The organism is Streptomyces sp. NBC_00076 (assembly GCF_045041235.1).
In the GTDB taxonomy this organism is placed as follows: Bacteria; Actinomycetota; Actinomycetes; order Streptomycetales; family Streptomycetaceae; genus Streptomyces.
Genome location: NZ_CP108242.1, coordinates 8,516,772 through 8,541,479 on the forward strand (window position 1 = coordinate 8,516,772; position 24,708 = coordinate 8,541,479).

A 24,708-nucleotide genomic window follows, 5' to 3' on the forward strand; every position below is an offset into this window, starting at 1 on the left:
TTCCAGCGCAGGTCCGACCCCGAGGCCACCCGCCGCCAGCGTGAGGGGCAGATCCCGCTCGAACGCCTCGCCACCCCCGAGGAGATCGCCGACGCCGTCCTCTTCCTCGGATCGTCTGAGTCCTCGTACATCACCGGGGCAACTCTCCCCGTCGACGGCGCCTACACCGTCTTCCAGCACCGGCGCACACGGTTCCCAGGCACAGAAGAAGGACACACATGAACGCCCTTGCGGCACCAACCCGAAACGGAGAGCTCGGCTTCTGGATGGCCCAACTGGCCGACGAGAGACCGTTGTTCCCCCGCTTCACCGGCCAGGACTCCGTCGACGTGGCCATTGTCGGCGGCGGCTACACCGGCCTCTGGGCGGCGTATTTCGCCAAGAAGCTCGAACCGTCGCTCTCGGTCGCCGTATTCGACGCCGAACAGGTGGGATACGGCGCATCAGGACGCAACGGGGGCTGGCTCTCGGCAATGCCCCCGGGAAACCGTGCCACCTTCGCCCGCGCCGGGGGAGGACTGGAAGCGAGCCGGGCACTGCAGCAGGAATTCGTCGCCGGCGTCGACTCCGTCCTGGACATCCTCCAGGCCGAAGGCATCAACGCCGATCAGCACAAGGGCGGCGCGCTCGTCGCGGCCCACACGGAGGCGGGGCTGGGCCGACTTGCCACCAGGCGTAATGCCGACCTGAAGTACGGGCTGACCGAAGACGAGATCCAGATGCTCGACCGGGACGAGTTCCGGAGCCGGATCAACATTTCCACCGTCCACGGCGGGCTCTTCTACAAGCACTGCGCGCGATTCCACCCCGCGAAACTCGTCTACGGCCTCGCCGACACCCTGACATCCATGGGGGTCAGGATCTACGAGGGCAGCCGAGTGGACAGTGTCGAGGGCAAGACCCTCACTCTGACCAACGGACGCGTCACCGCGGCCAAGTCGTTCATCTGTACCGAAGGCTATTCGGGACAGCTGCTCGGCAGCCGGACCCTGATCCCTGTCAATTCCTCGTTGATCGTGACTCAGCCCCTGTCGGAGGAGGCATGGCAGCAGATCGGCTGGGACGGGCTCCAGTGCCTCAGCGACTCCGCGCACACCTTCATCTACGCCCAACGGACTTCGGACGGCCGTATCGCCATGGGGGGCCGCGGTGTCCCCTACCGCTTCGGGTCCGGCACCGGGGGAGCCGGTGCAACCGCCCAGTCCACCATTGACCTGATCTCGCAGAAGCTCAGTACCTTCTTCCCCGGCATCCCCTTCGAGGTGGACCACGCCTGGTCGGGAGTCCTGGGCGTCACGCGTGACTGGAACGGCGGCGTGCACTGGGACCCGGCATCCGGGATCGGATCGTCCACCGGCTACGCAGGACACGGCGTCACGTCCGCCTACGTCGGCGGCAGAACTCTCGTGGAACTCGCCTTCGAGAAGGAAACCGAACGGACCAGCCTTCCCTGGGTCGGCTACCGGGCACGGAAGTGGGAACCGGAGCCGATCCGTTGGCTGGGCGTGCACGCCATGTACCGACTCTTCGGTATCGCCGACCAGTGGGAGGAGCGGAGGAATTCCAGTAGGACCTCACTCCTGGCCAAATTCGGCAGCAGACTCGCCGGACTTCACGAGTAAACGAAGGAAACTGCTTTCATGGACGCAAAACTCGCAGTCATCGGCTTGGGCAGCATCGGAAGCATGGCCCTGTGGCAGGCCTCCCGGCTGTCCGACTCGGTAGTGGGCTTCGAGGCCGCCACTCCCGCTCACGGCCGCAGTGCCGTGGGCGGGGACACCCGACTGTTCCGCATGGTCTACTTCGGGAAGCCCGACTACTACCCCATCATGGAACGCTCCCGCGGCCTCTGGGCCGAGCTCGAAGCGGAAACCGGGCAGGAGATCCTCATACCTACCGGGGGGCTGTCCATCGGGACGGCGAACGGCAGCTTCATCAACAGCCTCCTCGAGACAACGCGCATCAACGGAGCCGAGCACTGCGTCCTCAGCCGGGAGGAGTTGGCGGAACGCTACCCCCAGCACAACCTCCGCGCCGACGACTGCGCCGTCTACGACCCCCGCGCCGGCGTTCTGCGCACCGACCGTGCCGTCAGCGCCGCCGTCGCGGCGGCCCAGGCCAACGGCGCCACAGTCCTTCAGAACACACCCGTGGACAGCATCACCGAAACCGAAGACGGCGTGGTCGTCACCTCGGGCGAGAGAACATGGACGTTCGAGAAGGTCATCGTCGCCTCGGGCGGCTGGTCGCGAAGGCTTATGCCCGACCACCTCAGGGCTGTCACGGAAACCCATCGGATCGTCCTGACCTGGTTCATCGCCCAGGACGGCACGCAGTTCTCGCCGGAGAAATTCCCCGTCTTCAGCCGGCTGTACGACGATCGCTCCCTGTACGGCGCACCCGCCGTCGATGGCGTGACGGTCAAGGCATCGGTGGACGCACCGATGGGCGGGCGCGCAAGGACGACCCCCGACCCGGACTCCGTGCCCAGAGAACTCACCCCTCAAGAAATCGAAAAGGTCACCGAGACCGTCACCGAATTCTTTCCCGGCCTGACCCCCACCATCGTGCGTTCCGACGCCTTCCCCGACCTTTTCACCGAGGACAGGCACCCCCTCCTCGGCTGGCTGGATCAAAACAGCAGGGTCTACTGCGCCACCGGATTCTCCGGAAAAGGGTTCAAAATGGCCACCGGCTATGGCCACATCGCCGCACACGAGGCGCTCGGCAAACAGACCATCGAAGGCCTGGACTTCGTGCGTCCGGACCGGTTCAAGTCCAGGTAGCCCATCCACTTCCGCCGCCTCGGCGCAGTAACCTCGGCATGACCATTCGGCTGACGGTCTTGCGGGGCTCATCCCTTGACGTCCCGCAGCGACCGTCTGTCATCTGCTGAACTGCCCGGCAGTGAAGACACTCCGCTTTACGGAGGACCGGAAACGGGAATCACTGAGTGTTGGGTTCGTGGGTGGGTGTTTGGTCCCGTTTCAGGTTCCGCGCCAGTTCGGGCGGCTTCGGCGGCGACTCCGGCCAGGGTGGAGGCGATCCGGGGACCGGGCCCACGACGGGGCTGCTGCACCGGGACCTGGACGCGTGGGATGTGCGGAGCCGTGTCGGTTCCTTCGCGTGCAGACGCAGGCTCTCCGACAACGGGTTCATGGCCCTTACGTACGGCTGCACTGCGCCGCCCGGCCGCTTGCCTCCCGGCGCGGCAGGTTGTCGTACGCCCAGTGCGTCACCGCCTCGCGTTCGAATCCGACGTCGCCGAACCGGCCCAGCCACGTCAGCATCCTCCGGACCACGCCGCGTGTGGAGCTTCCGCGCACGAGCGTCTCGGAGGCCGCCGGATCGTGCAGCACCTCCAAAGTCGGCGCCTGCATCTGCCTCAGCCGGTCGCACAACGGCCGTAGGAAGTGGTCCCACGTCTTGATGCCCGAGGCAGTGTGGGCCCGCAGACCCTACAGAATCTTTGCGACGGCGCTCTCCAGCAGGCCCCGCAGCCCCAGCTCCTGGTCAGCATGGACAGCGGGCGCCGTGCGCCGCCACACCTCCTCGTCCGTAAATCCACCCGGAACGCGTGGTGGTGGGATCGGTCCTCGATGGACGGCCGGCGCCAGGGCGGTGTGGATGCCCCAGTAGGTGTCGGCCGGTGCCGTCAGCGCCCAGGGTTTCGGGCTCGGCACGGAAGGCGGTCATTGGACCACGTCACTGATGTGGTTGACGCAGACGACCTTGGGCTGGGTCATCTCCTCGAAGGCGAAGCGCACGCCCTCGCGGCCCATGCTGCCGTACTTGAATCCGCCGAACGGCATGGCGTCGAAGCGGTAGTCGGACGAGTCGTTGATCATGACTCCGCCTGCTTCCAGCAGCCGGGCCGCGGACAGGGCGCGATCCAGGCGCGAGGTGAAGATGCCCGCGTGGAGGCTGTAGTCGATGGCGTTGGCCTGCTCGATGGCGTCCTCGAAGGACGTGAACGGCTGCAGCACGGCCACCGGGGCGAACACCTCTTCCTGCCACAGCGAGCAGTTCGCCGGGACCTCTTCCAGGACGGTCGGCGTGTACAGGGCGCCGGTGGCGGCGTTGCCGCACAGCAGCACCGCGCCCTCGGCCACCGCCGTGTCGACCTTGGCCCGGGCGGCGGCCGCGGCTTCCGGGGTGATCATGGGGCCGACGTCGGTGCGCTCGTCGAGCGGGTCGCCGACGCGCAGCAGCTCGGTGCGGGCGACGAAGGCGTCGCGGAAGCGCTCGTAGACCTCGCGGGCGATCAGGATCCGCTGGGTGCCGATGCAGTTCTGGCCGGCGGCCCAGAACGCGCCGGAAACACATGAGGCCACGGCCTCGTCCAGGTCGGCGTCGTCCATGACGATGACCGGGGCGTTGCCGCCCAGGTCCATGGCGAGCTTCTTCAGGCCGGCGGTGCGGGAGATGGCGTCGCCGGTGGCGAATCCGCCGGTGAAGGACACCATGCGCACGTCGGGGGCGGCCACGATCACGGCGGCGATGTCGGCATTGCCGTTGACGACGGTGACGATCTCCTCGGGCAGGCCGGCCTCGATGAGGGTGTCGACCAGGCGCAGCGCGGACAGCGGCGTCAGCGCGGACGGTTTGAGGATGACCGCGTTGCCGCCGGCGATGGCCGGGCCGAGCTTGTGGGCGACCAGGTTGAGGGGGTCATTGAACGGGGTGATGGCGGCGATGATGCCCAGCGGTTCGCGGGTGAACCAGCCCTGCCGTTTCTCCGAGCCCTCATGGGAGTCGAAGGGGATGACCTCGCCGGCGTTGCGCCGTGCCTCGGCCGCGGACAGGGACAGGGTGTTGACCGCGCGGCCCACTTCCTTGCGGGCCTGGGTGATGGTCTTGCCGGCCTCGCTGACGATCAGCTGAGCGAAGGACTCGGCGCGCCGCTCGATCAGACGGGCGGTGCGTTCCAGGACTGCGGCCTTTGATGCGCGGGACAGCGCGGCCGCGGTGCGGCGACCGCACCTGGCCTGCTGCAGGATGCCGCCGACGGCGTCTGCGTCGACGGTGGGCACCGAGGCGATGACCTCGCCGGTGTAGGGGTTGTGCACGGGCGCCGTGTCGGTGCCGAGTTCGAGTCTGGGTGGCACGACGGTGTCAGACACGCTGAGTCTCCTGGAGAACGGGGCGCGTGGGGGCGGTGTCGTCGTCCGCGTGGCGCTGGTGGATGGCGATGATGTCCGACAGCAGGGCGTAGGCGGTCTCGATGCGGCCGGCGCCCGGCCCGCAGACCGTGACGGTGCCGAGGAGGTCGGTGTGGAAGGCGACCGCGTTGGCGGGGCCGGAGATCCCGGCGAGCGGGTGCCGGGCGGGCAGGGCGAGCGGGGCGACGCGGGCATCGACGCTGCCGTCCTCGTGGCGTGTGGCGGAGCCGACCAGCTTCCAGCGCAGCCCCTTCGAGGCGGCGTCCCGCACCTCGTCGGGAGTGATCGCGGAGATGCCCTCGCAGAAGACGTCCTCGCGGCGCAGGTCGGCGCCGAGGACCTCGTTGGCCAAAATCATGACCTTGAGCTGGACGTCGTGGCCCTCGATGTCCGCGGTGGGATCGGCTTCGGCGTATCCGAGGTCCTGTGCTTCCGTGATGGCCGCCGAAAGCTCGATGCCCTCTTCGAGGCGGCCCAGGATGTAGTTCGAGGTGCCGTTCATGATGCCCTGGACGCCGGTGATCTGAAGTCCGCCGAACATGCGCTCGGCGGTGCGCAGGATGGGGGTGCCGCTGAGTACCGAGCCCTCGAATTCGAAGCCGACACCGCGCGCGGCAGCGAGCTGCTTCAGTGCGCGGCCGGCGAGTGCGACCGGTCCCTTGTTGGTGGTGCACACGTGCTTGCCCGATTCCAGGGCCCAGCGCACATGGGAGAGGGCGGGCTCGCCGTCGGTGGGGTTGGTGAACGTCGCCTCCACGACGATGTCGGCCGGCACCTCGCTGATCACCCACTCGTTGCGCGGATCCGCGCTGCCGCCCGACAGGCCCGCGAAGCTCAGCTCCCCTGGCTCGGTGGCCAGCAGCGGCGTCAGATCGATGCCGTCGGTGTCCACCAGGGAACCGGCCCGCAGATCGGTGACTGCCACCACCCGCAGGGCGAAGCCCAGCTCTTTGGTCAGGCGCTGCCCGCTCTGGGATATGAGCTCGGCGAGCGCGCGGTTGACGCCGCCGAATCCGATGAGGGCGAGATCGTATCGGCCCATGAGATCGCTCCTTCGCAGTCCGCCGCCTTGACGGTGCGGCTGCTCAGAGCCTCGCCGCCCGGCCTGTCACCTGCTCCATGTCACAACGGCCACGATGCATGCCGATCTGCTGTGTCCCATGTCGAATCGCCCACCTCACCGCCGCCAACCCCATCGGGGGCCTCAGGGCGAAGCAGGACCGCGGCGTGGCAGCAGACCCACCGCAAGTGCCGGTACGGCGGCGAGGAGAAGCCACGGCACGGCGGCCGGGAGGCCCAGGTCGAGCAGGGAGCCGGTGGCCGAGCTGCCGATGAGGACGATCAGGCCGGACACGGAGGACAACGCGCCGGTGTAGAGGCCGATGCGGCCGTCCTCGGCGAGGTCGGGCACCCAGGCGCGGGCGGCGGGGACGACCAGCATCTGGCCGAGGGTGAGCAGGACGACGTACCCGGCGGCGGGCAACAACCCTGCCACACCCGTCCAGCCGGCGGGCCGCGAGGCGGCCACGACCCCGAAACCGGCCGCGATGAGCAGCAGCCCGGCGATCATTGAGCGGCGTAGGCCGAGCCGGTCACCTGCCCAGCGCGTGATGGGCAGTTGGGCGCAGACGACCAGCAGGGAGGACAGGGCGAACAACCACGACAGGGCTGCCTGGGAGCCGGTCGCGCGCTGGACCTCCTCCGGCAGGGCGAGGTAGAGCTGGTTGTAGGCGAGCAGGTAGGTGCCGTACGCGCAGCACAGGGCGAGGAAGCGGCGGTTGCGCAGCAGTGCGCGCGTGCCGCCCCGCTGCCGGGTGCGCACTCTGCCGGGGATGTGCTGCGGCATCAGCCGGAGATGTCCGGCCAGGACGAGGACGAATACGGCGGCCCCGGCGAGGCAGGCGGTGCGGAAGTCCACGGCGAGCAGCAGGCCGCCGAGCAGCGGGCCGACGAAGGCACCGGCCTGTCCGGCCGCGCTCAGCAGGGCCAGCACCCGAGTACGTGAACCGTGGCCCTCCTCCTCCCAGATCACTGCCTGCCGGGCCACTTCGGACTCCACCGCCGGGGAGAACAGCGCGGCGGCGAAGCCGATGAGGAGCACCGCGCCGATCACCGTCAAGGTCTGCTCCGCGTACCCCAGCCAGGCGAACCCTGCAACCCGCAGCACGCAGCCGGTCAGCACGATCGGGCGGACGCCGTAGCGGTCGACAAGTGCGCCGCCGAACACGAAGAGGCCCTGCTGGCTGAAGGTCCGCAGGCCCAGGACGAGGCCGACCATCCACCCCGCCATGCCGAGCGCGGTGCCGAGGTGCTCGGCCAGGAACGGCAGGACGGCGTAGAAGCCGATGTTGAAGGTGAGTTGGGTCAGGATCAGCAGCCGCAGGAGCGGAGACAGGTGCTTCCAGATCCGCTCGCGGCAAGGCTTCGCGGACCGGACGGTTCGGCGGGTCAGGAAGACGCGGGAGATGAGATCGGTCATGGACGTGTCCATCACTTGATGGGTGGTGTGAGTACGGGCGTACGAGGTGGCTCCGGCACCGTCTGCGCCGTCCCGCAGGGACGGTCCGTGCTGGCTGCCGTGTGGGAAGATGCGCGCCGCCTCAGCCAGGGGATACGTACTCCACCGGCCGCGGTGACCGCGAGCGCTCCGAGCAGGGCCAGGACGGCGGCCGGGGCGAGGATGGCCAAGGGGGCGCGTTCGGCATACGGCTGGTTCTCGGCGAGCAGCAGGCCCCATTCGGGTTCGCCGACGGGTTCGCGATGCGGAAGCGTTTCCCTGCAGGACGGTTCGGTCTCCGTCCTGCGCGGGCGCGGGCGTCAACCGTCGTTGTGCGCAGCCAGGATGCGCTGCACTCGCTCGGCGTTCGTCTCGATGTGTTGGCTCGCCTCGCGCTGTGCGCGCCGGGCGTCGCCTGCCCGGATCGCTTCCATGAGCGGCTCGTGCTCGCTGACCACCTTGCGCGGGTTCTCGTACTCCCGCTCGTGGGCGGACAAGGCCATGAGGTAGAAGCGTAGTTCCCGGGTCAGTCCCGCATGGAACGCGTCGATGCGGCTACTGCCGAGGGCTGCCACGATCGCCGCGTGAAAGGCCAGGTCCGCGGCCACGATGTCGGCACGCTCGTGTGAAGTGGTCACCGTCTCGAGGCGGGAGTAGGCCTCCTCCACGACCGCGAGTTGCTCAGCGGAGAGAGGCGCCGCCAGTGCGGCCGTCTCCAAGTGCCGACGGGCGGTGTAGAGCTCTGCGACCGTCTCGTGTGTCGGAGAGATGATCACGGCCCCGCGGTTCACCTCGAACCGGACCAGACCGCCGTGCTCGAGCAGACGGACCGCCTCGCGGACCGTATTGCGCGCGATGCCGAGTTCGGCGGCGATCGCACTCTCGCGCAGGCGCTCACCGGGGCGGAAGGCCCCCGCGAGAATCCGCTGCGAAAGGCCGTCCGCGATCTGCTGTGCGGTCGTCGTCCTGCGGGCCACCAACCCGTCGAGTGCCGTCATGGCGTCATCGTACCGAGTCGGGGCCCCTAGCGCTCAACAGTAGAACTGTTCTACAGTTTCACATCGATCGGCGGTCGCACAGCTCGACTTTCCCCTGGGGCAGCGTCTCCGCTCCGTCGTCCGACGCCGCAGGTCCTGTCCCCCGCCCAACCACCGCGATGCCAGGCGTCCACGTCTCTTCCGACCCGCAGACCGCCTGACGCGCACACGGCCCCCGTTGCCGCATGCGCGACCCCGGCAATGACGCCGCAGAAAGGCTCAGAACAGTGCAGACAACCCCCGAAGTCACCGCAGAGCGCCTCCAGACGGACGCGCCAGGACCGCTCAGACAAAGGCACGTCCGAATGATCGCGCTCGGCGGCATCGTCGGCGCGAGCCTCTTCGTCGGCAGTGGAGCGGTCATCCACACCGCGGGTCCGGCGAGCATCCTCTCCTACGCCCTCGGCGGCCTCCTGGTCATCCTCGTCATGCGGATGCTGGGGGAGATGGCCACTGCCTCTCCCACTCTCGGGTCGTTCATGGAGTACGCCCGTTCCTCGCTCGGCGGCTGGGCCGGCTACACCATCGGCTGGCTGTACTGGTACTTCTGGGTGGGCGTCGTGGCGTTCGAGGCGGTGGCCGGCGCGAAACTGCTCATGCTGTGGATCCCAGGCGTACCCCAGTGGGTCTTCTCCCTGGTCCTGATGACCCTTCTCACCGCCTCGAACCTCGTGTCCACCCGCTCGTTCGGCGAGACCGAGTTCTGGTTGGCGTCGGTCAAGATCGTCACGATCGTCGTCTTCCTCCTCGCCGGCACCCTCTTCGCCCTGGGAGTCTGGCCGGGGTCGACACTGTCGGTCGGCAACGTCACCCACGGCGGCTTCGCACCGCACGGCCTGTCGGCGATCCTGCACGGCATCGTGATGGTGATCTTCGCCTACGTCGGAACTGAGATCGTGACCATCGCCGCGGCGGAGTCCGCTGACCCGGTGAAGTCGGTGGTCAAGGCGACCTCCTCGACGGTCTGGCGGGTGATCATCTTCTACGTCGGCTCGGTGACCCTGCTGGTGATGATCACCCCGTGGCAGCAGATCCCGACCCAGACCAGCCCGTATGCGGCCGCCTTCGGCAAGATGGGCATTCCCGCAGCGAGCACCATCATCAGCGTCGTCGTCCTCACCTCCGTGCTGTCGGTCCTCAACTCCGGCCTGTACACCGCCTCGAGGATGTTGTTCGCACTCCAGCGCCACAACTGGGCGCCGAGATGGGTCGCCGACCGCAACCGGAAGGGAACGCCCTGGAAGGCCATTCTGGCCTGCACGTCCGCCGGTTATGTCACCGTCGTCATGAGCTACGTCGCCCCCGACACCGTCTTCGACTTCATCATCAACTCCGCCGGGGCCGTGGGGCTGTTCGTCTACGCGATCATCGCCGGATCACAGCTGCGCATGCGGCGCCGGCTGGAGCGCGAGGCCCCCGAGCGGCTCAAGCTCCGCATGTGGGGCTATCCGTACCTGAGCTGGATCACCCTGGCGGGCATCCTGGTCGTGGTGGGCTCCATGCTGCTGGTTCCGGACGCCCGCTCGCAGCTCTACCTCAGCGTCCTCAGCCTGGCCGTCATCCTCGCCACGTACGTGGTCGTGCGGTACGTGCAGAAGGCCGCCGCGCGTCGATGACGAGCCAGGTACAGACGCCGTCCCGGGTCGCTCTCGTCACGGGAGCCACCTCCGGGATAGGCACCGAAGCCGCCCGGCGACTCCGCCATGACGGACACGCCGTGCTCCTCAGCGGCCGTTGCGGAGAACGAGGTGAGGCCCTGGCGTGTGAACCGGCCGGGACAACGCCTGCTTCGTCCCGACCGATCTCACCCGGGACGGCGAACCCGACCGCCTCCTGGAAGGCGCCGTCGACCGGTTCGGCAGGGTGGACGTGGTGGTGAACAACGTGGCAGCCGATCACACCGGAGAACTGCTGCACGTCCCGGCCGCCGAGATCCGCGACACCCTCGAGATCAACACCTTCGCCGCGATTGCCGTCCTCCAGGCGGCAGGGCGCGCCATGCGGCAGTCGGGCGGCAGCATCATCACGTCACCTCCCGGCTGGCCACGGTCGGCGTCCCCACGATGGGCGTCTACAGCGCCAGCAAGGGCGCGATGAGGGCCCTGACGGCAGCGGCCGCGGTGGAACTCGCGCCGTACGACATCCGCGTCAACGCCGTAGCGCCCGGCATGACCCGCACCCCGCTCTACTAGGCCTGGCTCAGCTCCCACAAGAACCCGGAAGCCGCCGCCCGCCAAGTGGGCGGACAGTATTCCGCTCGGCCGGCCGGCCACCCCGCAGGACATCGCACACGCCATCGCGTTCCTGGCCTCGCCCAACGCCGGCTACATCACCGGCATCACCCTTCCCGTCGACGGCGGCTGCACCGCCCAATAACCCGCACACCCCAGGGGAAAGTCATGTCCCACGAGAACCCGCCCGTCCTGACCGGTCCTGCTCTCTGGAGCGCCCAGGCCCACCTCCCGTCCGTCCTGGGACGCCAGTTGACCGTCGACCGCGCCGAAGGAAGCTACGTGTTCACCACGGACGGCCGCCGTCTGTTCGACGGCACCGCCGGTCTGTGGCACGCGAACGTCGGCCACGCCCGCCCCGAACTCGCCCAGGCCGCCTACGAGCAGATGCGGCGCCTGGAGACGTACCACATCTTCGGCCGCTACCTGAACGACCGAGCCGTCGAACTCGCCGAGCGCCTGGCCCGGCTCTCGCCCATCGACGACCCCAAGGTCATCCTCAACAGCGGCGGCTCCGATGCCATCGACGTCGCCTGCAAGCTCGCCCGCCGCCACTGGCAGCGCGAGGGACGCACCGGCAAGTCGGTGATACTCAGCCGCGAGTTCGCCTACCACGGCCTGCATGCCTACGGAACAAGCATCGCCGGCCTCGACTTCAACCGCGTCGGCTATGGCACCGAGTCCCTGGTGCCCGAGACCGCGCGCGTCTCGCCCCACGACATCCAGGCGGTCGAGCGCACGGTGCGTGACATCGGCCCGGAGAACATCGCGGCGATCGTGACCGAGCCCATCCAGGGCACCGGCGGCGTCAACCCGCCCGCCCCCGGCTACCTGGAGGGGGTGCAGCGCATCTGCCGGGAGAACGACATCCTCCTGATCGTCGACGAGGTCATCACCGGGTTCGGACGTACGGGCCACATGTTCGCCTCCCAGCGGTACGACCTGCGGCCCGACCTGATCACCTTCGCCAAGGGCGTCACCTCCGGATACGCCCCGCTGGGCGGCGTGCTCGTCGCACCCCACATCTGGCGGCCGTTCTACCGCGACTCCTCCGACACCCCCGTCTTCCGCCACGGCGCCACCTACGCCGGGCACGCCACCGCCTGCGCCGTCGCCCTGCGCAACCTCGACCTCCTCGAAGAGGACAAGCTGCTGCCCCGAGTGACCGAACTGGAGCAACTGCTCGCCCGCGAACTGCACGGCCTCACGGCCAGGGCAGCCGTGGTGGAGACACGTGTGGCAGGTTTCCTGGGCGGCATCACGCTCACAGACGACATCAGCGCCGAAGCGGTCACCGACGAACTGGTCGAGCACGGTTTCATCACCCGACCGCTGCGCGGCAACACCGTGCAGATCAGCCCGCCGTTCATCACCACCGACGACGAGATCCGGCAGCTTGTGGCCGCCATCGACACCGTCCTCTCCGCCCAGGAAGCCAAGTGACCACCATGCGCACCCTGCCCGACGCCGACCCGACCGCCCTGGCCGACTCCGACAAGGTCCTGGCCAACCTCCACCTCGCCGTACCGGGCGTGAACCGCACCTTCGACGTCCACGATCCGGCCACCGGCCACACGATCGCCCAGGCCCCCGACTTCGACGTCCAGCAGGCCCTCGACGCCGTCGCCCGCGCCGACGACGCCGGCCGCTCCTGGGCCGCCACCACCACCCGGCACCGCGCCGACATCCTGCGCACCTGGTACGACCTGATTCTCAGCAACGCCGAGATGATCGCCCTGCTCATCACCCGCGAGATGGGCAAGCCGCTCGCCGAGGCCCGCGGCGAAGTCACCTACGGCGCGGACTTCGTGCGCTGGTACGCCGAGGAAGCAGTACGTCCGGCCGGAAACCTCCGCGATGCTCCCACCGGCGGGGCCCGTCTGTTCACCCGGCGCGCACCGGTGGGGCTGTCGGTCCTCATCACCCCGTGGAACTTCCCCCTCGCCATGGCCACCCGCAAGATAGCCCCGGCGCTCGCCGCCGGCTGCCCCGTCGTCATCAAACCCGCGCCCAACACCCCCCTGACCACGATCTTCGCGGTCCAACTCGCCATCGCAGCCGGCGTCCCCGAAGACCTGGTGCAGGTCGTCACCACCACGGACGCCCCTGCTTTCAGCGCCGCGGTGCTGGCCGATGCACGGGTGCGCAAGGTGTCCTTCACCGGTTCCACCGGGGTCGGCAAGGTGCTCCTGCGCGTCGCGGCCGACAACGTACTGAAGAGCTCGATGGAACTGGGCGGCAACGCCCCGCTGCTGGTCTTCGACGACGCCGACCTGGAACGGGCAGTCGACGGGGCGTTCGCCGCCAAGATGCGCAACGGCGGCCAGTCGTGCATCGCCGCCAACCGCATCTTCGTCCAGGACGGCATCGCCGACGCCTTCGTCGACGCCCTGACCGGGCGACTGGCCGCCGTCGAGGTCGGCAACGGGCTCGCCGCAGGCGTCGGCCTCGGCCCCGTCATCGACCACAGAGCCGTGGCCAGACTCACCGGCCTGGTCGAGGACGCGACCCGCCGCGGCGCGGGCCTGCTCACCGGCGGCTCCGCTCCCAGCCACCCCGGCACGTTCTTCGAGCCGACACTCCTGGACCACGTACCGGCTGACGCCGACCTCGCCATCACCGAGATCTTCGGGCCCGTCGCAGCCATCCAGCGTTTCTCCCATCAGGACGAGGCCATCGCCCGCGCCAATGACACCGAACACGGCCTGGCGGGCTACGTCTTCACCGAGAACCTCGACCGCGCCTTCAACGTGGCCGACCAACTGGCCACCGGCCTGGTCGGCATCAACCAGGGCGTCCCCTCGAACGCGGCCGCACCGTTCGGCGGGGTCAAGCAGTCCGGACTCGGACGCGAGGGCAGCAGCGAGGGACTCGAGGAGTACGAGGAGATTCGCTACTACAACCTCTCTTTGCGTCCGACCAGTTGACAGGCCATCGTCGGCCCGCCGCAACGCCCCGACGAGGCCGCCCGACAACGCATGCCGACCGACCGGCCCGTCGGGTAGCCACTCCCGCCGATCCCGCACGGTCGGCCACTCGCCGGATTGCCGACTCCTTGGTGACGTGCCCGGCCCGGCTCGCCGAGGCCGGGCACGCCCAGCGCCGTATCGCGGCGGCCGCCGGCGCGGTTCGAGGGCGTCAGGCGGGCCAGACGGTATTGGGTCAGTAACGTGGGAGTGCGTCAGCGGTCCCTCCCGACATGCGCGTCCGCAGGAGGCGGAGCGGGGCCGGAGAACTTCACGACCGGACGCACTCGTGGTCCGGCGCCCGGCACGATCACCAGTTCCTTGGGCTGCCCCCTGCTCGTCGCCATGCAGGACTGGGGTGACAGGTGGTCAGCTTGGCGAACGGGATGAGGTTGACACGATCGTAGAGATCTACGGCCACCGGCGGCGCACCAGCAGGTCCACACCGGTCACCTGCCGGTGCTCACCCTCGAATACCGCGACCGTTCCTGTCGTTCTCTGCGCCTTGCACCCCACGAGGCCGACCAGCTCACCCTCCGCCAGCTGGTCGATAGCTATGCGCCCGTCACCGAAGCCCTGACCCGGCCAGGCTCTTTCCGGCCACCGCGGCTGCGCGGATGGCCAGCGCCGTGGGGTCTTCGACGGAGACGCTGAAGCCCTCTCGACTGGCTGTTTCGGCGGTGTGGTTCTTGAGCGCCTTGTGCAGCTCGCTCTCGCCCGCTGTTTCGGACACCGTTCCCCCGGTCACGTGCCGGGCGTGGTAGCGGCCGTTCTTCTCGACGATGGTCATGAACCCGGGGCAGACGGTGCCGTATTCGTGGGCCCCGAGGCAGTAGAGAAGGTCGGGCTTGTAGTTGCGGTGAATCTCCTGCAGGAGCCCCGGTCGGTCGGGGTTACCCAGGTCTGATGCACTCAAGTCGATAGTGATCCCGTAACCGCGATGCAGCACGTTGTGGGTCATGTCTTGAGAGTAAGTCCTGCCTCTGACAACAGAGTTGAGTGCCGCGGCGGGGCTGGTCGGTGGCGGTGCCTCTGCCGACGAGCAACCCCGCTCCCTGAACGCGCCGCTTGCCTTCGTGCGCTGTTGTGGTCGGCTGGGATCCAGTTCTGGGTGTTGCGTGAGGGGGATTGAGCATGTTCTGCGGCCCCTGAGCGGAGATGGGATGAGGGCGGGAGGATGGGCGGGTGCTGTCCCGGGCCTGGGGTCTGACTCATGACATGTTTGACCGAGGTGTCCTGATCTCACGGTGTCGGCTGTTGGCCGGGGATGGTGCGTTGTCGGTGCCGGGCAGGCGGGGCGTGTCCCGACAGGGGCCTGCCGATTGTTGTGGCGTCCTCACGATTCTGACCGTCCGACGCGGCCCGGTACCGGCAACGCGACGCGCCGTCGGACTGGAAAGGGGAACGGGCATGTCCAGATCGACCATGTCCAGTACGCCGCCTGCTCCGCAGACCCGCCGTTGTCGCCCTGCGGGTGAGGTGGTGTTGGGAGTGGACACGCACCGGGACGCTGATGTGGCTGCGGTGCTTTCCGTGATGGGGACAGTGCTTGCCACTGACGAGTTCCCGGCCACCGCGGCCGGGTACTGCGATCTGCTGAAGTGGGCCAGGAAGTCGGGAGCCGTGAGGCGGGCCGGGGTGGAGGGGACCGGCTCCTACGGGGCGTCCTTGTCGCGCTATCTGCTGGCCCAGGCATAGACGTGTTTGACGTGAATCGGATGGATCGGGTAGACCGCCGTCGGCGCGGGAAATCGGATCCGCTTGATGCTCAGAACGCGGCGCGAGCCGTGTTGAGCGGGCGGGCCCGCGCTCGGGCGAAAGCGGGCGACGGGCCGGTGCAGATCGCGAGAATGTACAAACTCACGAAGGCGTCGGCCGTCAAAGCCCGTACCCAGGCCATCAATCAGCTCAAGGCCGTCCTCATCACTGCCTAGCCAGCCCTACGGACAGAACTGGCCCATCTGGGCAATGCCGAACTCTTCCGGACCTGTGCGCGGTTCGCCGACGCGAGCAGTCACGAGGTGGCGGGCGAGGAGTCCGTGTCGCAGGCCACTCGGATCACGCTGGGTCTGCTGGCTCACCGGATCGGCCAGCTCTCCGCGCAGCCGCAATGTGGACGCGCGTCTGACCCGGCTCGTGAAATGTCATGCCCCGCAGCTGCTCGACGTGGTGGGGGTCGGTCCGGACACGGCCGTCGCCCTGCTGATCACGGTCGGGGACAACCCGGAACGCCTGGACAGTGAGGCGTCCTTCGCCGCCCTGTGCGGGGTCAGCCCCGTCGAGCGTTCCTCGGGACGCCGGCAGTACCGTCGCCTCAACCGTGGTGGCGACCGTCAGGCCAACGCCGCGCTCCATCGCATCGTGTTCACCCGGCTGCGGGTCGACCCGCGCACTCAGGACTATTACGAGCGCCGGATCAAGGAGGGCAAGACCCGACGCGAAATCGTCCGTTGCCTCAAACGCTACGCGGCTCGGGAGGTCTTCCACCTGGTCAAACAGCTACAGCCAGGACCCCGCTCATAGGGGCTGTCGTGACAGATGAGAGGCTCAGGCGGGTGAGTGAGACACCACCGAACACCCTGCAATACCGCTTTGACGGGCCAGAAGACGCTCCCGTCCTGATCCTGGGTCCCTCACTGGGTACCACATGGCACATGTGGGACCGGCAGGTTCCGGAGCTGACGAAGCAGTGGCGCGTCTTCCGGTTCGACCTGCCGGGGCACGGCGGCGCGCCCGCGTACCCGGCGGGCGCCGTGAGCGACCTCACCGCGCGGCTGCTCGCCACCCTCGACGGCCTCGGTGTGCACCGCTTCGGCTACGCGGGCTGCGCGCTCGGCGGCGCGGTCGGTATCGAGCTGGCCCTGCGCCATCCCGAGCGCCTCGCCTCGCTCGCGCTGATCGCGGCCTCGCCCCGCTTCGGCACGGCCGACGAGTTCCGCCAGCGCGGGGTGATCGTACGGACGAACGGGCTCGACCCGATCGCCCGGATGTCCCCCGACCGCTGGTTCACCGGAGGGTTCGCCGCGGCGCAGCCCGCGATCACCGAGTGGGCCGTGCAGATGGTGCGTACCACCGACCCCGGCTGCTACATAGCCGCATGCGAGGCGCTCGCCTCGTTCGACGTGCGGAGCGAGCTCGCGCACGTGGGGGTGCCCACCCTGGTCCTCGTCGGTTCGGACGACCAGGTCACCGGCCCCGCCGAGGCCCGCACCCTGGTCGCGGGCATCCCGGACGCCCGGCTCGCCGTCGTCCCCGGCGCCTCCCACCTGGTGCCGGTCGAGCAGCCCGTCGCCGTCACCGACCTCCTGGTCAGACACTTCTCCACCGCCTGGCAGCCCGCCTTCGACACCACCACCGGTATGACGGCGATCCAGGCGTCCCCGGTCAAGCCGGTCCTGGCCGCCGCGCCGCCGCAGCCCGCACCGGTCGCGGAGATCGCCGCGGCCGTCGTGGACCCGCAGGGCATGGGCCGCCCCGACCCGTACGACGCCGGTCTGAAGGTGCGCCGCGAGGTGCTCGGCGACGCGCACGTGGACCGGGCCCTGGCACAGGCCGACGAGTTCTCCGGGGACTTCCAGGAGTTCATCACCCGCTACGCCTGGGGCGAGATCTGGGACCGGCCCGGCCTGGACCGGCGCTCACGCAGCTGTGTCACTCTCACCGCCCTGGTCGCGGGCGGTCACCTCGACGAACTCGCCTTCCACACCCGCGCCGCCCTGCGAAACGGCCTCACCCCGGCCGAGATCAAGGAGGTGTTGATGCAGGCGGCCGTCTACTGCGGCGTGCCCGCGGCGAACAGCGCCTTCAAGGTGGCCCAGCAGGTCATCCGCGAGGAGACCACCCCCAGCGAGTGAGCCCTGCCCCGAGTCCGGGACGGGTGGGGGCAGGATGGAACGCATGAAGCTCACGAAGAAGTCGCATGCCTGCGTCCGCCTCGAGAAGGACGGCCGGACACTCGTTCTCGACCCCGGCGGATTCAGCGAGCGGGACGCCGCGGTCGGCGCCGACGCCATCCTCATCACGCACGAGCACCCGGACCACTTCGACGAGGAACGGCTGAGGGCGGCTCTGGAGGCCGACCCGGCCGCCGAGATCTGGACCCTGCGGTCGGTCGCGGAGAAGATCTCCGCCGCCTTCCCCGGCCGCGTGCACACCGTCGGCCACGGCGACACCTTCACCGCGGCAGGCTTCGACGTCCAGGTCCACGGCGAGCTGCATGCGGTCATCCACCCGGACATCCCGCGCATCACCAACGTCGGCTACCTCGTCGACGGCGGCAAGGTCTTCCACCCCGGCGACGCGTTCACCGTCCCCGATCACGCCGTTGAGACGCTGATGCTCCCGGTCATGGCCCCGTGGAGCAAGATCTCCGAGGTCATCGACTACGTCCGCGAGGTCCAGCCGCAGCGTGCCTACGACATCCACGACGCCCTGCTCACCGACCTCGCCCGCCCGATCTACGACAACCAGATCGGCTCCCTCGGCGGCACCGAACACCTGCGGCTGACCCCGGGCGCCTCGACGGACGTCTGACGACCTCGGACGGCTCGGACAGCCCGGACAGCCTTCACCGCCCGGTCGGCTGGGGCGGGCCGCGTTGTCAGACCCGCCCGGTAGGTTGTGAGACATGCGCATCGCGACCTGGAACGTGAACTCGATCACCGCCCGCCTGCCGAGGCTGCTGGCCTGGCTGGAGAGCAGCGGCACCGACGTGCTGTGCCTCCAGGAGGCCAAGGTCGCCGAGGCGCAGTTCCCGCTCGACCAGCTGCGCGAGCTGGGTTACGAGGCGGCGGTGCACGCCACCGGTCGGTGGAACGGCGTGGCGGTGATCTCCCGCGTCGGCATCGAGGACGTGGTCAAGGGCCTGCCCGGCGACCCGGGCTACGACGGCGCGTCCGAGCCCCGGGCCATCTCCGCGACCTGCGGCCCGGTCCGCGTCTGGTCGGTGTACGTGCCCAACGGCCGCGAGGTGGACCACCCGCACTACGCCTACAAGCTCCAGTGGTTCGAGGCCCTGAAGGCGGCCGTCGCGGGCGACGCGACCGGCAGTCGTCCGTTCGCCGTCATGGGCGACTACAACGTGGCCCCGACGGACGACGACGTCCATGACGTGGCCGCCTTCGAAGGCCTCACCCACGTCACCCCGGCCGAGCGCGCCGCCCTGGCCTCCCTGCGCGAGGCGGGCCTGTCCGACGTGGTCCCGCGCCCCCTGAAGTACGACCACCCCTTCACGTACTGGGACTACCGCCAGCTCTGCTTCCCCAAGAATCGAGGGATGCGCATCGACCTGGTGTACGGCAACGAGCCGTTCGCCAAGGCCGTGAAGGACGCCTACGTCGACCGTGAGGAGCGCAAGGGCAAGGGTGCCTCGGACCACGCTCCGGTCGTGGTGGACCTCGACGTGTAGTCCGACAGCAGCCGCAGGTCCACCGACTCCGCGAGCACGGCCAGCCCGGCGTCTCCCGGGTGCAGATGATCCCCGCTGTCATACGCGGGCAGTATCCGTGCGGGCGAGGCCGGGTCGCGGAGCACACAGTCGAAGTCCAGCACGCCGTCGAACACCCCGGCGTCCCGGATCCAGGCGTTGACCGCGACCCGCTCGGCGTCCACCGCGGCCGTGCAACGCGACCGGCCCCCGCACGGCAGGAGCGTGGCCGCCAGCATCCGCACACCACGGGCGTGGCCCCGGCCCGCGAGCTCCCGCAGACCCGCGATCACCTGCTGGGCCGAGGCGCCGCCCAGCACGTCGTTCACGCCCTCGAACAGCACCGCCGTACGAGCCGACGTCTGTGCGAGGACATCACGGTCGAACCGGTTCAGGGCGCTCACCCCGGCCGAGTCCGTGGAGACCCCGTCTCCGGGATAGCGGTCGGTCACCACACGGTTTCCCGAGATCCCCTCGTTCAGCACCCCGTAGCGGGGGACCGCACTCTGCCGTAACAGCCGGGTGGACAGCGCATTCGGCCACCGCCGGTTCGCGTCCACCGTGGACCTGTCCCCATCGGTGATCGAGTCTCCGACCAGCACCACCGACCCCGGCCCGTCGCCCACGTCCACCCCGGTCAGCAGGGGCCAGCTCGTCAGCGTCGGGGCGTACGCGGTGTCGGAACCGTCCGCCGTATGGTCGCCCGCGCCGCTCACGTACGACCGCTGCCCCGCGAGCCGGTGCACGGGCACCGCCGCCACCGTCCCGGGCAGATGGAAGCTCACCAGCAGGTTGGCGTCCGCCGGTACCGCGAAGACCAGCGGATCGCTGAACGACTGTGCCCCGGCCGGGATCTCGACGCCCGCCGCGCCCCCGAAGGCCAGAGGCTCCGGCGTACCTCGCGCCGTCGCGCCCGAGGCCTGCACCGCCACCGTGGCGCCACCGATCCGCACCGGCGTCGCCGCGAAGGTGTTGTCGAACCGCAGCCGCACCCGCGGCCCGCCTGCCGAGGTGTGCACGACCAACCTCAGCGTCAGGTCCGTCCACGGGCCGACCGCCGCATAACCGGAGGTCCCGGTCGCCCAACTCCCGGTCCACTCCCGTGTGGTGGCCCGTACCGACATCGCGAACACATGCAGGTCGGTGGCGTACGGCAGCTGCACCGAGGCCACCTCGCGCCCGGCGACCAGCGGCACCGTCACGACGTACAGCCTTGCCTTCTCGGCGAGTTGGCCGCCGGGGCTGTTGACGTGCGGCAGCGCCACCGCCTTGGTGCCCAGTGGCCCCCGGCGCCAGTCGAAGGCGGTCAGCCGGTACAGGGATAGGGTGCCGTCCGCGTACTCGACCGTGCCCGTGCCGCCGGCCTCGGTGCCACCGGTGCCCGCCACCAGGAAGGCGAGCGCGTCGCCGTGGCCGTCGAGGCGGACGTCCTGCCCGGCGGCCCGCACGTTGTCCGGTGCGCCCGGCCGCCACCGCGGCCAGGTCAGCCGCGCGCCGAGCACGGTGATGGCCCGGCCCGGCGTCCAGCCCGCGGCCGTGAGGTCCTGGGCCGACAGGGAGGCCCCGAGGCCGTCGAAGTCCGCCTCGCAGGGGCGCGCGTCGTCACTGACCGCCGTGGTGTCGAACAGCTCCTCCAGCGGGAGGGGCCCCACCGCGCCCGCGGGAGCGGCCGGCATCGAGCTCGTCGGCACGAGGGCCGCGCACAGGGCGAGAACGGCCACCCACCACCGGATGCTTCGGCGCACAGCCGCCTCCTTGGCTTCACGAGCGAGCACAGCAAACAGAGGGGATAGAGGGGGTAAAGGTGACATAGGGGGTGTTGAGGGCATGAGGGAGTAAAGCCGGTAGAGGTGCCTGATAGAACAAAATACGCATTACGAAGCTAAAGAGACACCGGGTACACGTCAACGAGCCATGCGCGAAGCCATGGTGAAGTCGACCGGAATCGACGGCCCGCGCGCCTGTGGTGCGCGCGGCAGGGTGAATGACACGCTGGGCATATGAAGATCCCTTTTCTGGGCAACCGGCACGTGAAACCCGGCGCCCGCGACCCCGAGGGCATCGCCGAACTCCTCTCCGAATGTGAGCTGCTGCGCTCCCAGGCGTCCCGGGAGGGCGTCCAACTCGACGACACCGCAGCCTCGTTGGAGGCGCTGGACCAGCTGGTGCCGCGCTGGCGGGACGACGCGGAGGTCCTGCCCTGGCTCGGCAACGACGCCGGGCTCTATCTCGGCACGGTCATCGTGCGGACCGTTCCGGGGGCCGCCTGGGACCTGCGGCCGGACGGTCAGCCCGTGATCCGGCTCGCTTCCGGGCGCGAGTTCGATGTCGTCGACTCCGGTCACGAGTGGGCGTCGAGCGGGGCACCCGAGCTCTCCCAGCTGTACGCCGAAGTCGCGGAAGCGTGAAACTCTGGCCATGGAGCGACGTAAATACGGCTAATGCCCGAAAAGTGCGTGTCGTGTATTACAGGCGATCTTGCCCCGATAAGTTGCGGGACCTACGACACAGCTGAGAGTGAGTAGGGCTGGGCATGGCCGTCGATCCTTTGATCGAACTGCGTGACGTCAACAAGTACTACGGGGAGCTGCATGTCCTGCAGGACATCAACCTCACCGTCGGCAAGGGGGAGGTGGTCGTTGTCATCGGCCCTTCGGGCTCGGGGAAGTCGACGCTGTGCAGGACGGTCAATCGGCTGGAGACCATCCACTCCGGAACCATCACGCTCGACGGACAGCCGCTGCCGGAGGAGGGCAAGGCCCTCGCCCGGCTCCGTGCCGAGGTCGGCATGGTGTTCCAGTCCTTCAACCTGTTCGCCCACAAGACGGTCCGCCAGAACGTCTCACTCGGCCAGGTCAAGGTCCGCAGACGCAGGCGGGAGCAGGCCGACCTCCGCTCTCGGGAACTGCTCGACCGCGTCGGCCTCGCCGACCAGGCGGACAAGTACCCGGCGCAGCTCTCCGGCGGCCAGCAGCAGCGAGTGGCCATCGCCCGTGCCCTCGCCATGGAGCCCAAGGCGCTGCTGTTCGACGAGCCGACCTCGGCGCTCGACCCGGAGATGATCAACGAGGTCCTGGAGGTCATGCAGCAGCTCGCCCGGGACGGCATGACCATGATCGTCGTCACCCACGAGATGGGCTTCGCCCGCGGAGCCGCGGATCGCGTCGCGTTCATGGCCGACGGCCGCATCGTCGAGCAGCGCACCCCCGAGGAGTTCTTCACCGACCCGCGCAGCGAGCGCGCCAAGGACTTCCTCTCCAAGATCCTCGAGCACTGAGCGGGGGAGTGCGAACCGTGTTCCGGACCACCCGTGCGCGCCGCGCGCCGAGGCCGCCCGCGATCGACCGACACCGGGCCGGCTGATGAAGGTACTGACAGGCGACTCCGCCCCCCACTCCGCCGCGGATACCGCCACCCGCGGTGCCGGCTTCCCCGGCGCCGTGGAACCGACCGCCCATGCCTCGCTGCCGGTGCGCCTGCCGGACTTCCAGACCGTGTCCTTCCGCCCGGCACCCCTCGGCGCCTTCGCCCACGGGGAGTTCCCGGACGCCGGTCCGTGCGGCGTGTCGAACCTCGACTACGATGTGCCGTTCATCCCCGTGGCGTCGGTGATCTCGCCGATCGGCGTCGGGATGTGCGCGTTGCTCTCCCGGTTCGTCGTCCGGGTGCCCCGGAGGGAGCGGCGCGGTCCCAAGACCGAGGCCGCGGACGCCACCGCGGCCGGACCAGGGACGCTGCTGCCGGGTGGGGGTCCCCCCACGGCCCCGAAACCGTAGGGGGGTGGCAGCTCACAGAGCCCATACCCGCCCGGCGGCAGCCGGAGATCACTGCTCGCGCAGCGGGATCGACACGTATGACGGGTCGTTCGCCGGCGAGGAGAAGGTCAGCTGTGCGCCGGACGGGTTGTGCTCGATGTAGAGCGGGTCCACCGTGTCGACCACCAGGGCCAGCCGATGCCCTGCCGGGACGTCGTAGGCCGTGGAGAACAGCTCCAGGTCGACGTCGAACGGCTTCCCGGGCGTTCGCCCGTGGAAGGTGTACGGCGCGTTGCGGACCAGCTTGCCGAGGCCGAGCGGCCCCACGTCGTAGAGGTACGCGACGAGGGTGCCGCTCTCCTTGGTGGGAGTGAGAGTGGTGTGCAACTCGGCTGTTCCGCGTACGCGTTGGGCGCTCGCGTACTTCTCCGACTGCCACACGGCGGCCCACCGGCGGGGGAGCAGGGGGATCGAGGCGATTGGGGGGATCCGGGCCACCTGGTCGAGGATGCTGGACAGGAAGACGACCCCGCCGTCCGCGCCCGAGTCGACGTTCGTGTGAATCGTGCTCGTGCCCGCGAGGGCGATCTTCTTCCGCGTCTCGCCGACCGACTTCCAGTCCGGGTAGCCCTCGTAGACGTCCGTGGAACGGGACTTGAGCCGCACGGGCTGCTCGCGGTCGACGCCGTTGTCCGCGCCCTTGAGATAGTGGTCGAACCAGCGACCGGTGTCGGTCCAGACGTCGTTGGGCAGCCCGAACAGTCCGGTGATCTCGGCGGTGGCGTGGTCGCCGGGGCGCAGCTCCAGTCTCTTCGGGCCGGTCAGCTTCTCGTAGAAGTCCGCGTACTGGTTGGGCGAGAAGATCGTGTCGCCCCAGGCGTTGGCCATCATGACCGCGGTGTCGTTCTTGTTCAGCTGATCGACGTAGGTCACCGCGGAACGTTTCTTCCCCCAGGCGACGAGCTCGGGTTCCTTGTCCAGGTTCGAGGCGTAGAAGTCGTCGAAGATCTGCCGGAGTTCGGCGCTCTGGCGGCCGGTGACCAGGCTCGCGCCGTCCAGGAGGGCGGACGCCTGGACGTGCTGGGTGCGCTCCGAGTAGATGGAGCCGACCAGGTCGGCCCAGCCGCTGAGGGCCGCCACCGCCTTGACGCGTTTGTCGTGCGCGGCGGCCAGCAGACTGATGCCGGCGCCGTACGAGACGCCCGCCATGCCGACCTTCCGTGCGTCGGCCGGGGTGTTGGCGAGCGCCCAGTCGATGACCTTGGACGCGTCCGCCACGTCGGGCGGACCCGCCACTTCTATCTCGCCGCCCGACTGCCAGAAGCCGCGCACGTTGTAACTGAGCACGACATAACCGGAGTTCGCGAGTTTCTGGGCCTGGGCGAGATACTGGACCTGGGGCAGGCCCCAGCTCGTGGGCAGCACGAGCAGCGGGTAGCGGCGGGTGCCGTCGGCGTCGGCGGGTGTGATGACGTTCGCCTTGAGGACCGTGCCGCCGTCCCCGACGATGTCGACGAATCGGATGCCGGTCGCCGCCTGGGCGCCGGGGGCGAGCCCGAGGGTGCTGCCGGCGATCAGCGTCGCCGAGACGACACCCACGGCGCTCGTGCGCAGGGCCTTGCGATGGTGTCCCAC

Annotated in this window: 24 protein-coding genes and 3 pseudogenes; 17 read left to right on the top strand and 10 right to left on the bottom strand. The window is 69.3% G+C overall.

Annotation, left to right across the window (positions count from 1 at the left end; all coding sequences use genetic code 11):
* The first annotated feature begins 51 nt into the window (after positions 1 to 51).
* From OHA64_RS38215 to solA, 3 genes are read left to right on the top strand one after another with little or no spacing between them, the layout of a single operon-like run.
* A complete protein-coding gene (locus OHA64_RS38215; RefSeq protein ID WP_405624284.1) occupies positions 52 to 222 on the top strand; it encodes an SDR family oxidoreductase in 171 nt (56 codons plus the stop codon).
* Positions 219 to 1,622: an NAD(P)/FAD-dependent oxidoreductase gene (locus OHA64_RS38220; RefSeq protein WP_405621218.1), complete on the top strand. Its 1,404-nt coding sequence runs from the start codon at positions 219 to 221 to the stop codon at positions 1,620 to 1,622. Before OHA64_RS38215 ends, OHA64_RS38220 begins: the two co-directional genes overlap by 4 nt.
* Positions 1,623 to 1,640: 18 nt before the next feature.
* Complete coding sequence (solA, locus tag OHA64_RS38225; protein ID WP_405621220.1) at positions 1,641 to 2,786, top strand: N-methyl-L-tryptophan oxidase; 1,146 nt, start codon at positions 1,641 to 1,643, stop codon at positions 2,784 to 2,786.
* 378 nt (positions 2,787 to 3,164) lie between these two features.
* On the opposite strand, the gene OHA64_RS38230 is transcribed toward solA, so the two are convergent.
* From OHA64_RS38230 to OHA64_RS38260, 7 genes and pseudogenes are all read right to left on the bottom strand, one after another.
* Positions 3,165 to 3,380: a hypothetical protein gene (locus tag OHA64_RS38230; protein ID WP_405621222.1), complete on the bottom strand. Its 216-nt coding sequence runs from the start codon at positions 3,378 to 3,380 to the stop codon at positions 3,165 to 3,167.
* Between the two features lie 78 nt (positions 3,381 to 3,458).
* Positions 3,459 to 3,683 (bottom strand): hypothetical protein, encoded by a 225-nt coding sequence (locus OHA64_RS38235; protein ID WP_405621224.1) that lies wholly within the window; start codon positions 3,681 to 3,683, stop codon positions 3,459 to 3,461.
* Positions 3,684 to 3,692: 9 nt separating this feature from the next.
* Positions 3,693 to 5,123, bottom strand: a complete 1,431-nt coding sequence (locus tag OHA64_RS38240) for an aldehyde dehydrogenase family protein (RefSeq protein WP_405621226.1) — start codon at positions 5,121 to 5,123, stop codon at positions 3,693 to 3,695.
* Positions 5,116 to 6,204, bottom strand: a complete 1,089-nt coding sequence (locus tag OHA64_RS38245; RefSeq protein WP_405621228.1) for a homoserine dehydrogenase — start codon at positions 6,202 to 6,204, stop codon at positions 5,116 to 5,118. The genes OHA64_RS38240 and OHA64_RS38245 overlap by 8 nt, the downstream gene beginning before the upstream one ends.
* A 162-nt stretch (positions 6,205 to 6,366) precedes the next feature.
* Positions 6,367 to 7,641, bottom strand: a complete 1,275-nt coding sequence (locus tag OHA64_RS38250) for an MDR family MFS transporter (RefSeq protein WP_405621230.1) — start codon at positions 7,639 to 7,641, stop codon at positions 6,367 to 6,369.
* A gap of 11 nt (positions 7,642 to 7,652) precedes the next feature.
* Positions 7,653 to 7,904: pseudogene (locus OHA64_RS38255) on the bottom strand (ABC transporter permease); the annotation flags it as partial.
* 75 nt (positions 7,905 to 7,979) lie between these two features.
* On the bottom strand, positions 7,980 to 8,657 hold the full coding sequence (locus tag OHA64_RS38260) for a GntR family transcriptional regulator (protein ID WP_405621232.1): 678 nt from the start codon (positions 8,655 to 8,657) through the stop codon (positions 7,980 to 7,982).
* Positions 8,658 to 9,001: 344 nt separating this feature from the next.
* Between OHA64_RS38260 and OHA64_RS38265 the strand changes: the two genes are divergently transcribed.
* The 6 genes and pseudogenes from OHA64_RS38265 (at position 9,002) to OHA64_RS38290 (ending at position 13,854) form a co-directional block, all read left to right on the top strand.
* Positions 9,002 to 10,312, top strand: coding sequence for an amino acid permease (locus OHA64_RS38265; protein WP_405621234.1), 1,311 nt, complete (start codon positions 9,002 to 9,004; stop codon positions 10,310 to 10,312).
* The gene (locus OHA64_RS38270) at positions 10,309 to 10,575 is read left to right on the top strand and encodes an SDR family NAD(P)-dependent oxidoreductase (RefSeq protein ID WP_405621236.1); all 267 of its coding nucleotides are present in this window, start codon (positions 10,309 to 10,311) and stop codon (positions 10,573 to 10,575) included. Before OHA64_RS38265 ends, OHA64_RS38270 begins: the two co-directional genes overlap by 4 nt.
* Positions 10,530 to 10,888, top strand: a pseudogene (locus OHA64_RS38275) (SDR family oxidoreductase). The gene OHA64_RS38270 and the pseudogene OHA64_RS38275 overlap by 46 nt, the downstream one beginning before the upstream one ends.
* 49 nt (positions 10,889 to 10,937) lie before the next feature.
* Positions 10,938 to 11,072, top strand: a pseudogene (locus OHA64_RS38280) (SDR family oxidoreductase); the annotation flags it as partial.
* A 23-nt stretch (positions 11,073 to 11,095) separates the two neighbouring features.
* On the top strand, positions 11,096 to 12,370 hold the full coding sequence (locus OHA64_RS38285) for an aspartate aminotransferase family protein (protein ID WP_405621238.1): 1,275 nt from the start codon (positions 11,096 to 11,098) through the stop codon (positions 12,368 to 12,370).
* A gap of 5 nt (positions 12,371 to 12,375) precedes the next feature.
* On the top strand, positions 12,376 to 13,854 hold the full coding sequence (locus OHA64_RS38290; protein ID WP_405624285.1) for an NAD-dependent succinate-semialdehyde dehydrogenase: 1,479 nt from the start codon (positions 12,376 to 12,378) through the stop codon (positions 13,852 to 13,854).
* A 604-nt stretch (positions 13,855 to 14,458) separates the two neighbouring features.
* Here OHA64_RS38290 and OHA64_RS38295 read toward each other — a convergent pair.
* Positions 14,459 to 14,854, bottom strand: a complete 396-nt coding sequence (locus OHA64_RS38295; protein WP_405621240.1) for a hypothetical protein — start codon at positions 14,852 to 14,854, stop codon at positions 14,459 to 14,461.
* A gap of 464 nt (positions 14,855 to 15,318) precedes the next feature.
* Between OHA64_RS38295 and OHA64_RS38300 the strand changes: the two genes are divergently transcribed.
* From OHA64_RS38300 to OHA64_RS38320, 5 genes are all read left to right on the top strand, one after another.
* A complete protein-coding gene (locus OHA64_RS38300) occupies positions 15,319 to 15,591 on the top strand; it encodes a transposase (RefSeq protein WP_405624286.1) in 273 nt (90 codons plus the stop codon).
* 414 nt (positions 15,592 to 16,005) lie between these two features.
* Complete coding sequence (locus OHA64_RS38305) at positions 16,006 to 16,416, top strand: transposase (RefSeq protein WP_405621242.1); 411 nt, start codon at positions 16,006 to 16,008, stop codon at positions 16,414 to 16,416.
* A 32-nt stretch (positions 16,417 to 16,448) separates the two neighbouring features.
* Positions 16,449 to 17,747, top strand: coding sequence for a 4-carboxymuconolactone decarboxylase (gene pcaC, locus OHA64_RS38310; protein ID WP_405621244.1), 1,299 nt, complete (start codon positions 16,449 to 16,451; stop codon positions 17,745 to 17,747).
* Positions 17,748 to 17,790: 43 nt separating this feature from the next.
* Entirely contained in the window at positions 17,791 to 18,426 is a 636-nt protein-coding gene (locus OHA64_RS38315) for an MBL fold metallo-hydrolase (RefSeq protein WP_405621246.1), read from the top strand.
* Between the two features lie 94 nt (positions 18,427 to 18,520).
* Positions 18,521 to 19,300 (top strand): exodeoxyribonuclease III, encoded by a 780-nt coding sequence (locus OHA64_RS38320; RefSeq protein ID WP_405621248.1) that lies wholly within the window; start codon positions 18,521 to 18,523, stop codon positions 19,298 to 19,300.
* Here the strand turns inward: OHA64_RS38320 and OHA64_RS38325 are convergent.
* Positions 19,225 to 20,994, bottom strand: coding sequence for an SGNH/GDSL hydrolase family protein (locus OHA64_RS38325; protein WP_405624287.1), 1,770 nt, complete (start codon positions 20,992 to 20,994; stop codon positions 19,225 to 19,227). The genes OHA64_RS38320 and OHA64_RS38325 overlap by 76 nt on opposite strands.
* A gap of 324 nt (positions 20,995 to 21,318) precedes the next feature.
* Between OHA64_RS38325 and OHA64_RS38330 the strand changes: the two genes are divergently transcribed.
* The 3 genes from OHA64_RS38330 to OHA64_RS38340 all read left to right on the top strand — a co-directional run bounded on the left by OHA64_RS38330 (position 21,319) and on the right by OHA64_RS38340 (position 23,094).
* Entirely contained in the window at positions 21,319 to 21,726 is a 408-nt protein-coding gene (locus tag OHA64_RS38330) for a DUF6278 family protein (protein WP_405621250.1), read from the top strand.
* A gap of 125 nt (positions 21,727 to 21,851) precedes the next feature.
* Positions 21,852 to 22,595 (top strand): amino acid ABC transporter ATP-binding protein, encoded by a 744-nt coding sequence (locus tag OHA64_RS38335; protein WP_405621252.1) that lies wholly within the window; start codon positions 21,852 to 21,854, stop codon positions 22,593 to 22,595.
* 85 nt (positions 22,596 to 22,680) lie between these two features.
* The gene (locus OHA64_RS38340; RefSeq protein ID WP_405621254.1) at positions 22,681 to 23,094 is read left to right on the top strand and encodes a hypothetical protein; all 414 of its coding nucleotides are present in this window, start codon (positions 22,681 to 22,683) and stop codon (positions 23,092 to 23,094) included.
* A gap of 48 nt (positions 23,095 to 23,142) precedes the next feature.
* On the opposite strand, the gene OHA64_RS38345 is transcribed toward OHA64_RS38340, so the two are convergent.
* A complete protein-coding gene (locus tag OHA64_RS38345; protein WP_405621256.1) occupies positions 23,143 to 24,708 on the bottom strand; it encodes an alpha/beta fold hydrolase in 1,566 nt (521 codons plus the stop codon).

Excerpts from the sequence above, each read along its gene's own strand:
- OHA64_RS38285 (WP_405621238.1), top strand. The coding sequence starts at position 11,096 with ATGTCCCACGAGAACCCGCCCGTCCTGACCGGTCCTGCTCTCTGGAGC.
- solA (WP_405621220.1), top strand. The coding sequence starts at position 1,641 with ATGGACGCAAAACTCGCAGTCATCGGCTTGGGCAGCATCGGAAGCATG.
- OHA64_RS38335 (WP_405621252.1), top strand. The coding sequence starts at position 21,852 with ATGGCCGTCGATCCTTTGATCGAACTGCGTGACGTCAACAAGTACTAC.
- OHA64_RS38245 (WP_405621228.1), bottom strand. The coding sequence starts at position 6,204 with ATGGGCCGATACGATCTCGCCCTCATCGGATTCGGCGGCGTCAACCGC.
- OHA64_RS38300 (WP_405624286.1), top strand. The coding sequence starts at position 15,319 with ATGTCCAGTACGCCGCCTGCTCCGCAGACCCGCCGTTGTCGCCCTGCG.
- OHA64_RS38250 (WP_405621230.1), bottom strand. The coding sequence starts at position 7,641 with ATGACCGATCTCATCTCCCGCGTCTTCCTGACCCGCCGAACCGTCCGG.
- OHA64_RS38220 (WP_405621218.1), top strand. The coding sequence starts at position 219 with ATGAACGCCCTTGCGGCACCAACCCGAAACGGAGAGCTCGGCTTCTGG.
- OHA64_RS38265 (WP_405621234.1), top strand. The coding sequence starts at position 9,002 with ATGATCGCGCTCGGCGGCATCGTCGGCGCGAGCCTCTTCGTCGGCAGT.
- OHA64_RS38270 (WP_405621236.1), top strand. The coding sequence starts at position 10,309 with ATGACGAGCCAGGTACAGACGCCGTCCCGGGTCGCTCTCGTCACGGGA.
- OHA64_RS38325 (WP_405624287.1), bottom strand. The coding sequence starts at position 20,994 with ATGCCGGCCGCTCCCGCGGGCGCGGTGGGGCCCCTCCCGCTGGAGGAG.
- OHA64_RS38260 (WP_405621232.1), bottom strand. The coding sequence starts at position 8,657 with ATGACGGCACTCGACGGGTTGGTGGCCCGCAGGACGACGACCGCACAG.
- OHA64_RS38290 (WP_405624285.1), top strand. The coding sequence starts at position 12,376 with ATGCGCACCCTGCCCGACGCCGACCCGACCGCCCTGGCCGACTCCGAC.
- OHA64_RS38230 (WP_405621222.1), bottom strand. The coding sequence starts at position 3,380 with ATGCAGGCGCCGACTTTGGAGGTGCTGCACGATCCGGCGGCCTCCGAG.
- OHA64_RS38320 (WP_405621248.1), top strand. The coding sequence starts at position 18,521 with ATGCGCATCGCGACCTGGAACGTGAACTCGATCACCGCCCGCCTGCCG.
- OHA64_RS38330 (WP_405621250.1), top strand. The coding sequence starts at position 21,319 with ATGAAGATCCCTTTTCTGGGCAACCGGCACGTGAAACCCGGCGCCCGC.
- OHA64_RS38315 (WP_405621246.1), top strand. The coding sequence starts at position 17,791 with ATGAAGCTCACGAAGAAGTCGCATGCCTGCGTCCGCCTCGAGAAGGAC.
- OHA64_RS38340 (WP_405621254.1), top strand. The coding sequence starts at position 22,681 with ATGAAGGTACTGACAGGCGACTCCGCCCCCCACTCCGCCGCGGATACC.
- OHA64_RS38295 (WP_405621240.1), bottom strand. The coding sequence starts at position 14,854 with ATGACCCACAACGTGCTGCATCGCGGTTACGGGATCACTATCGACTTG.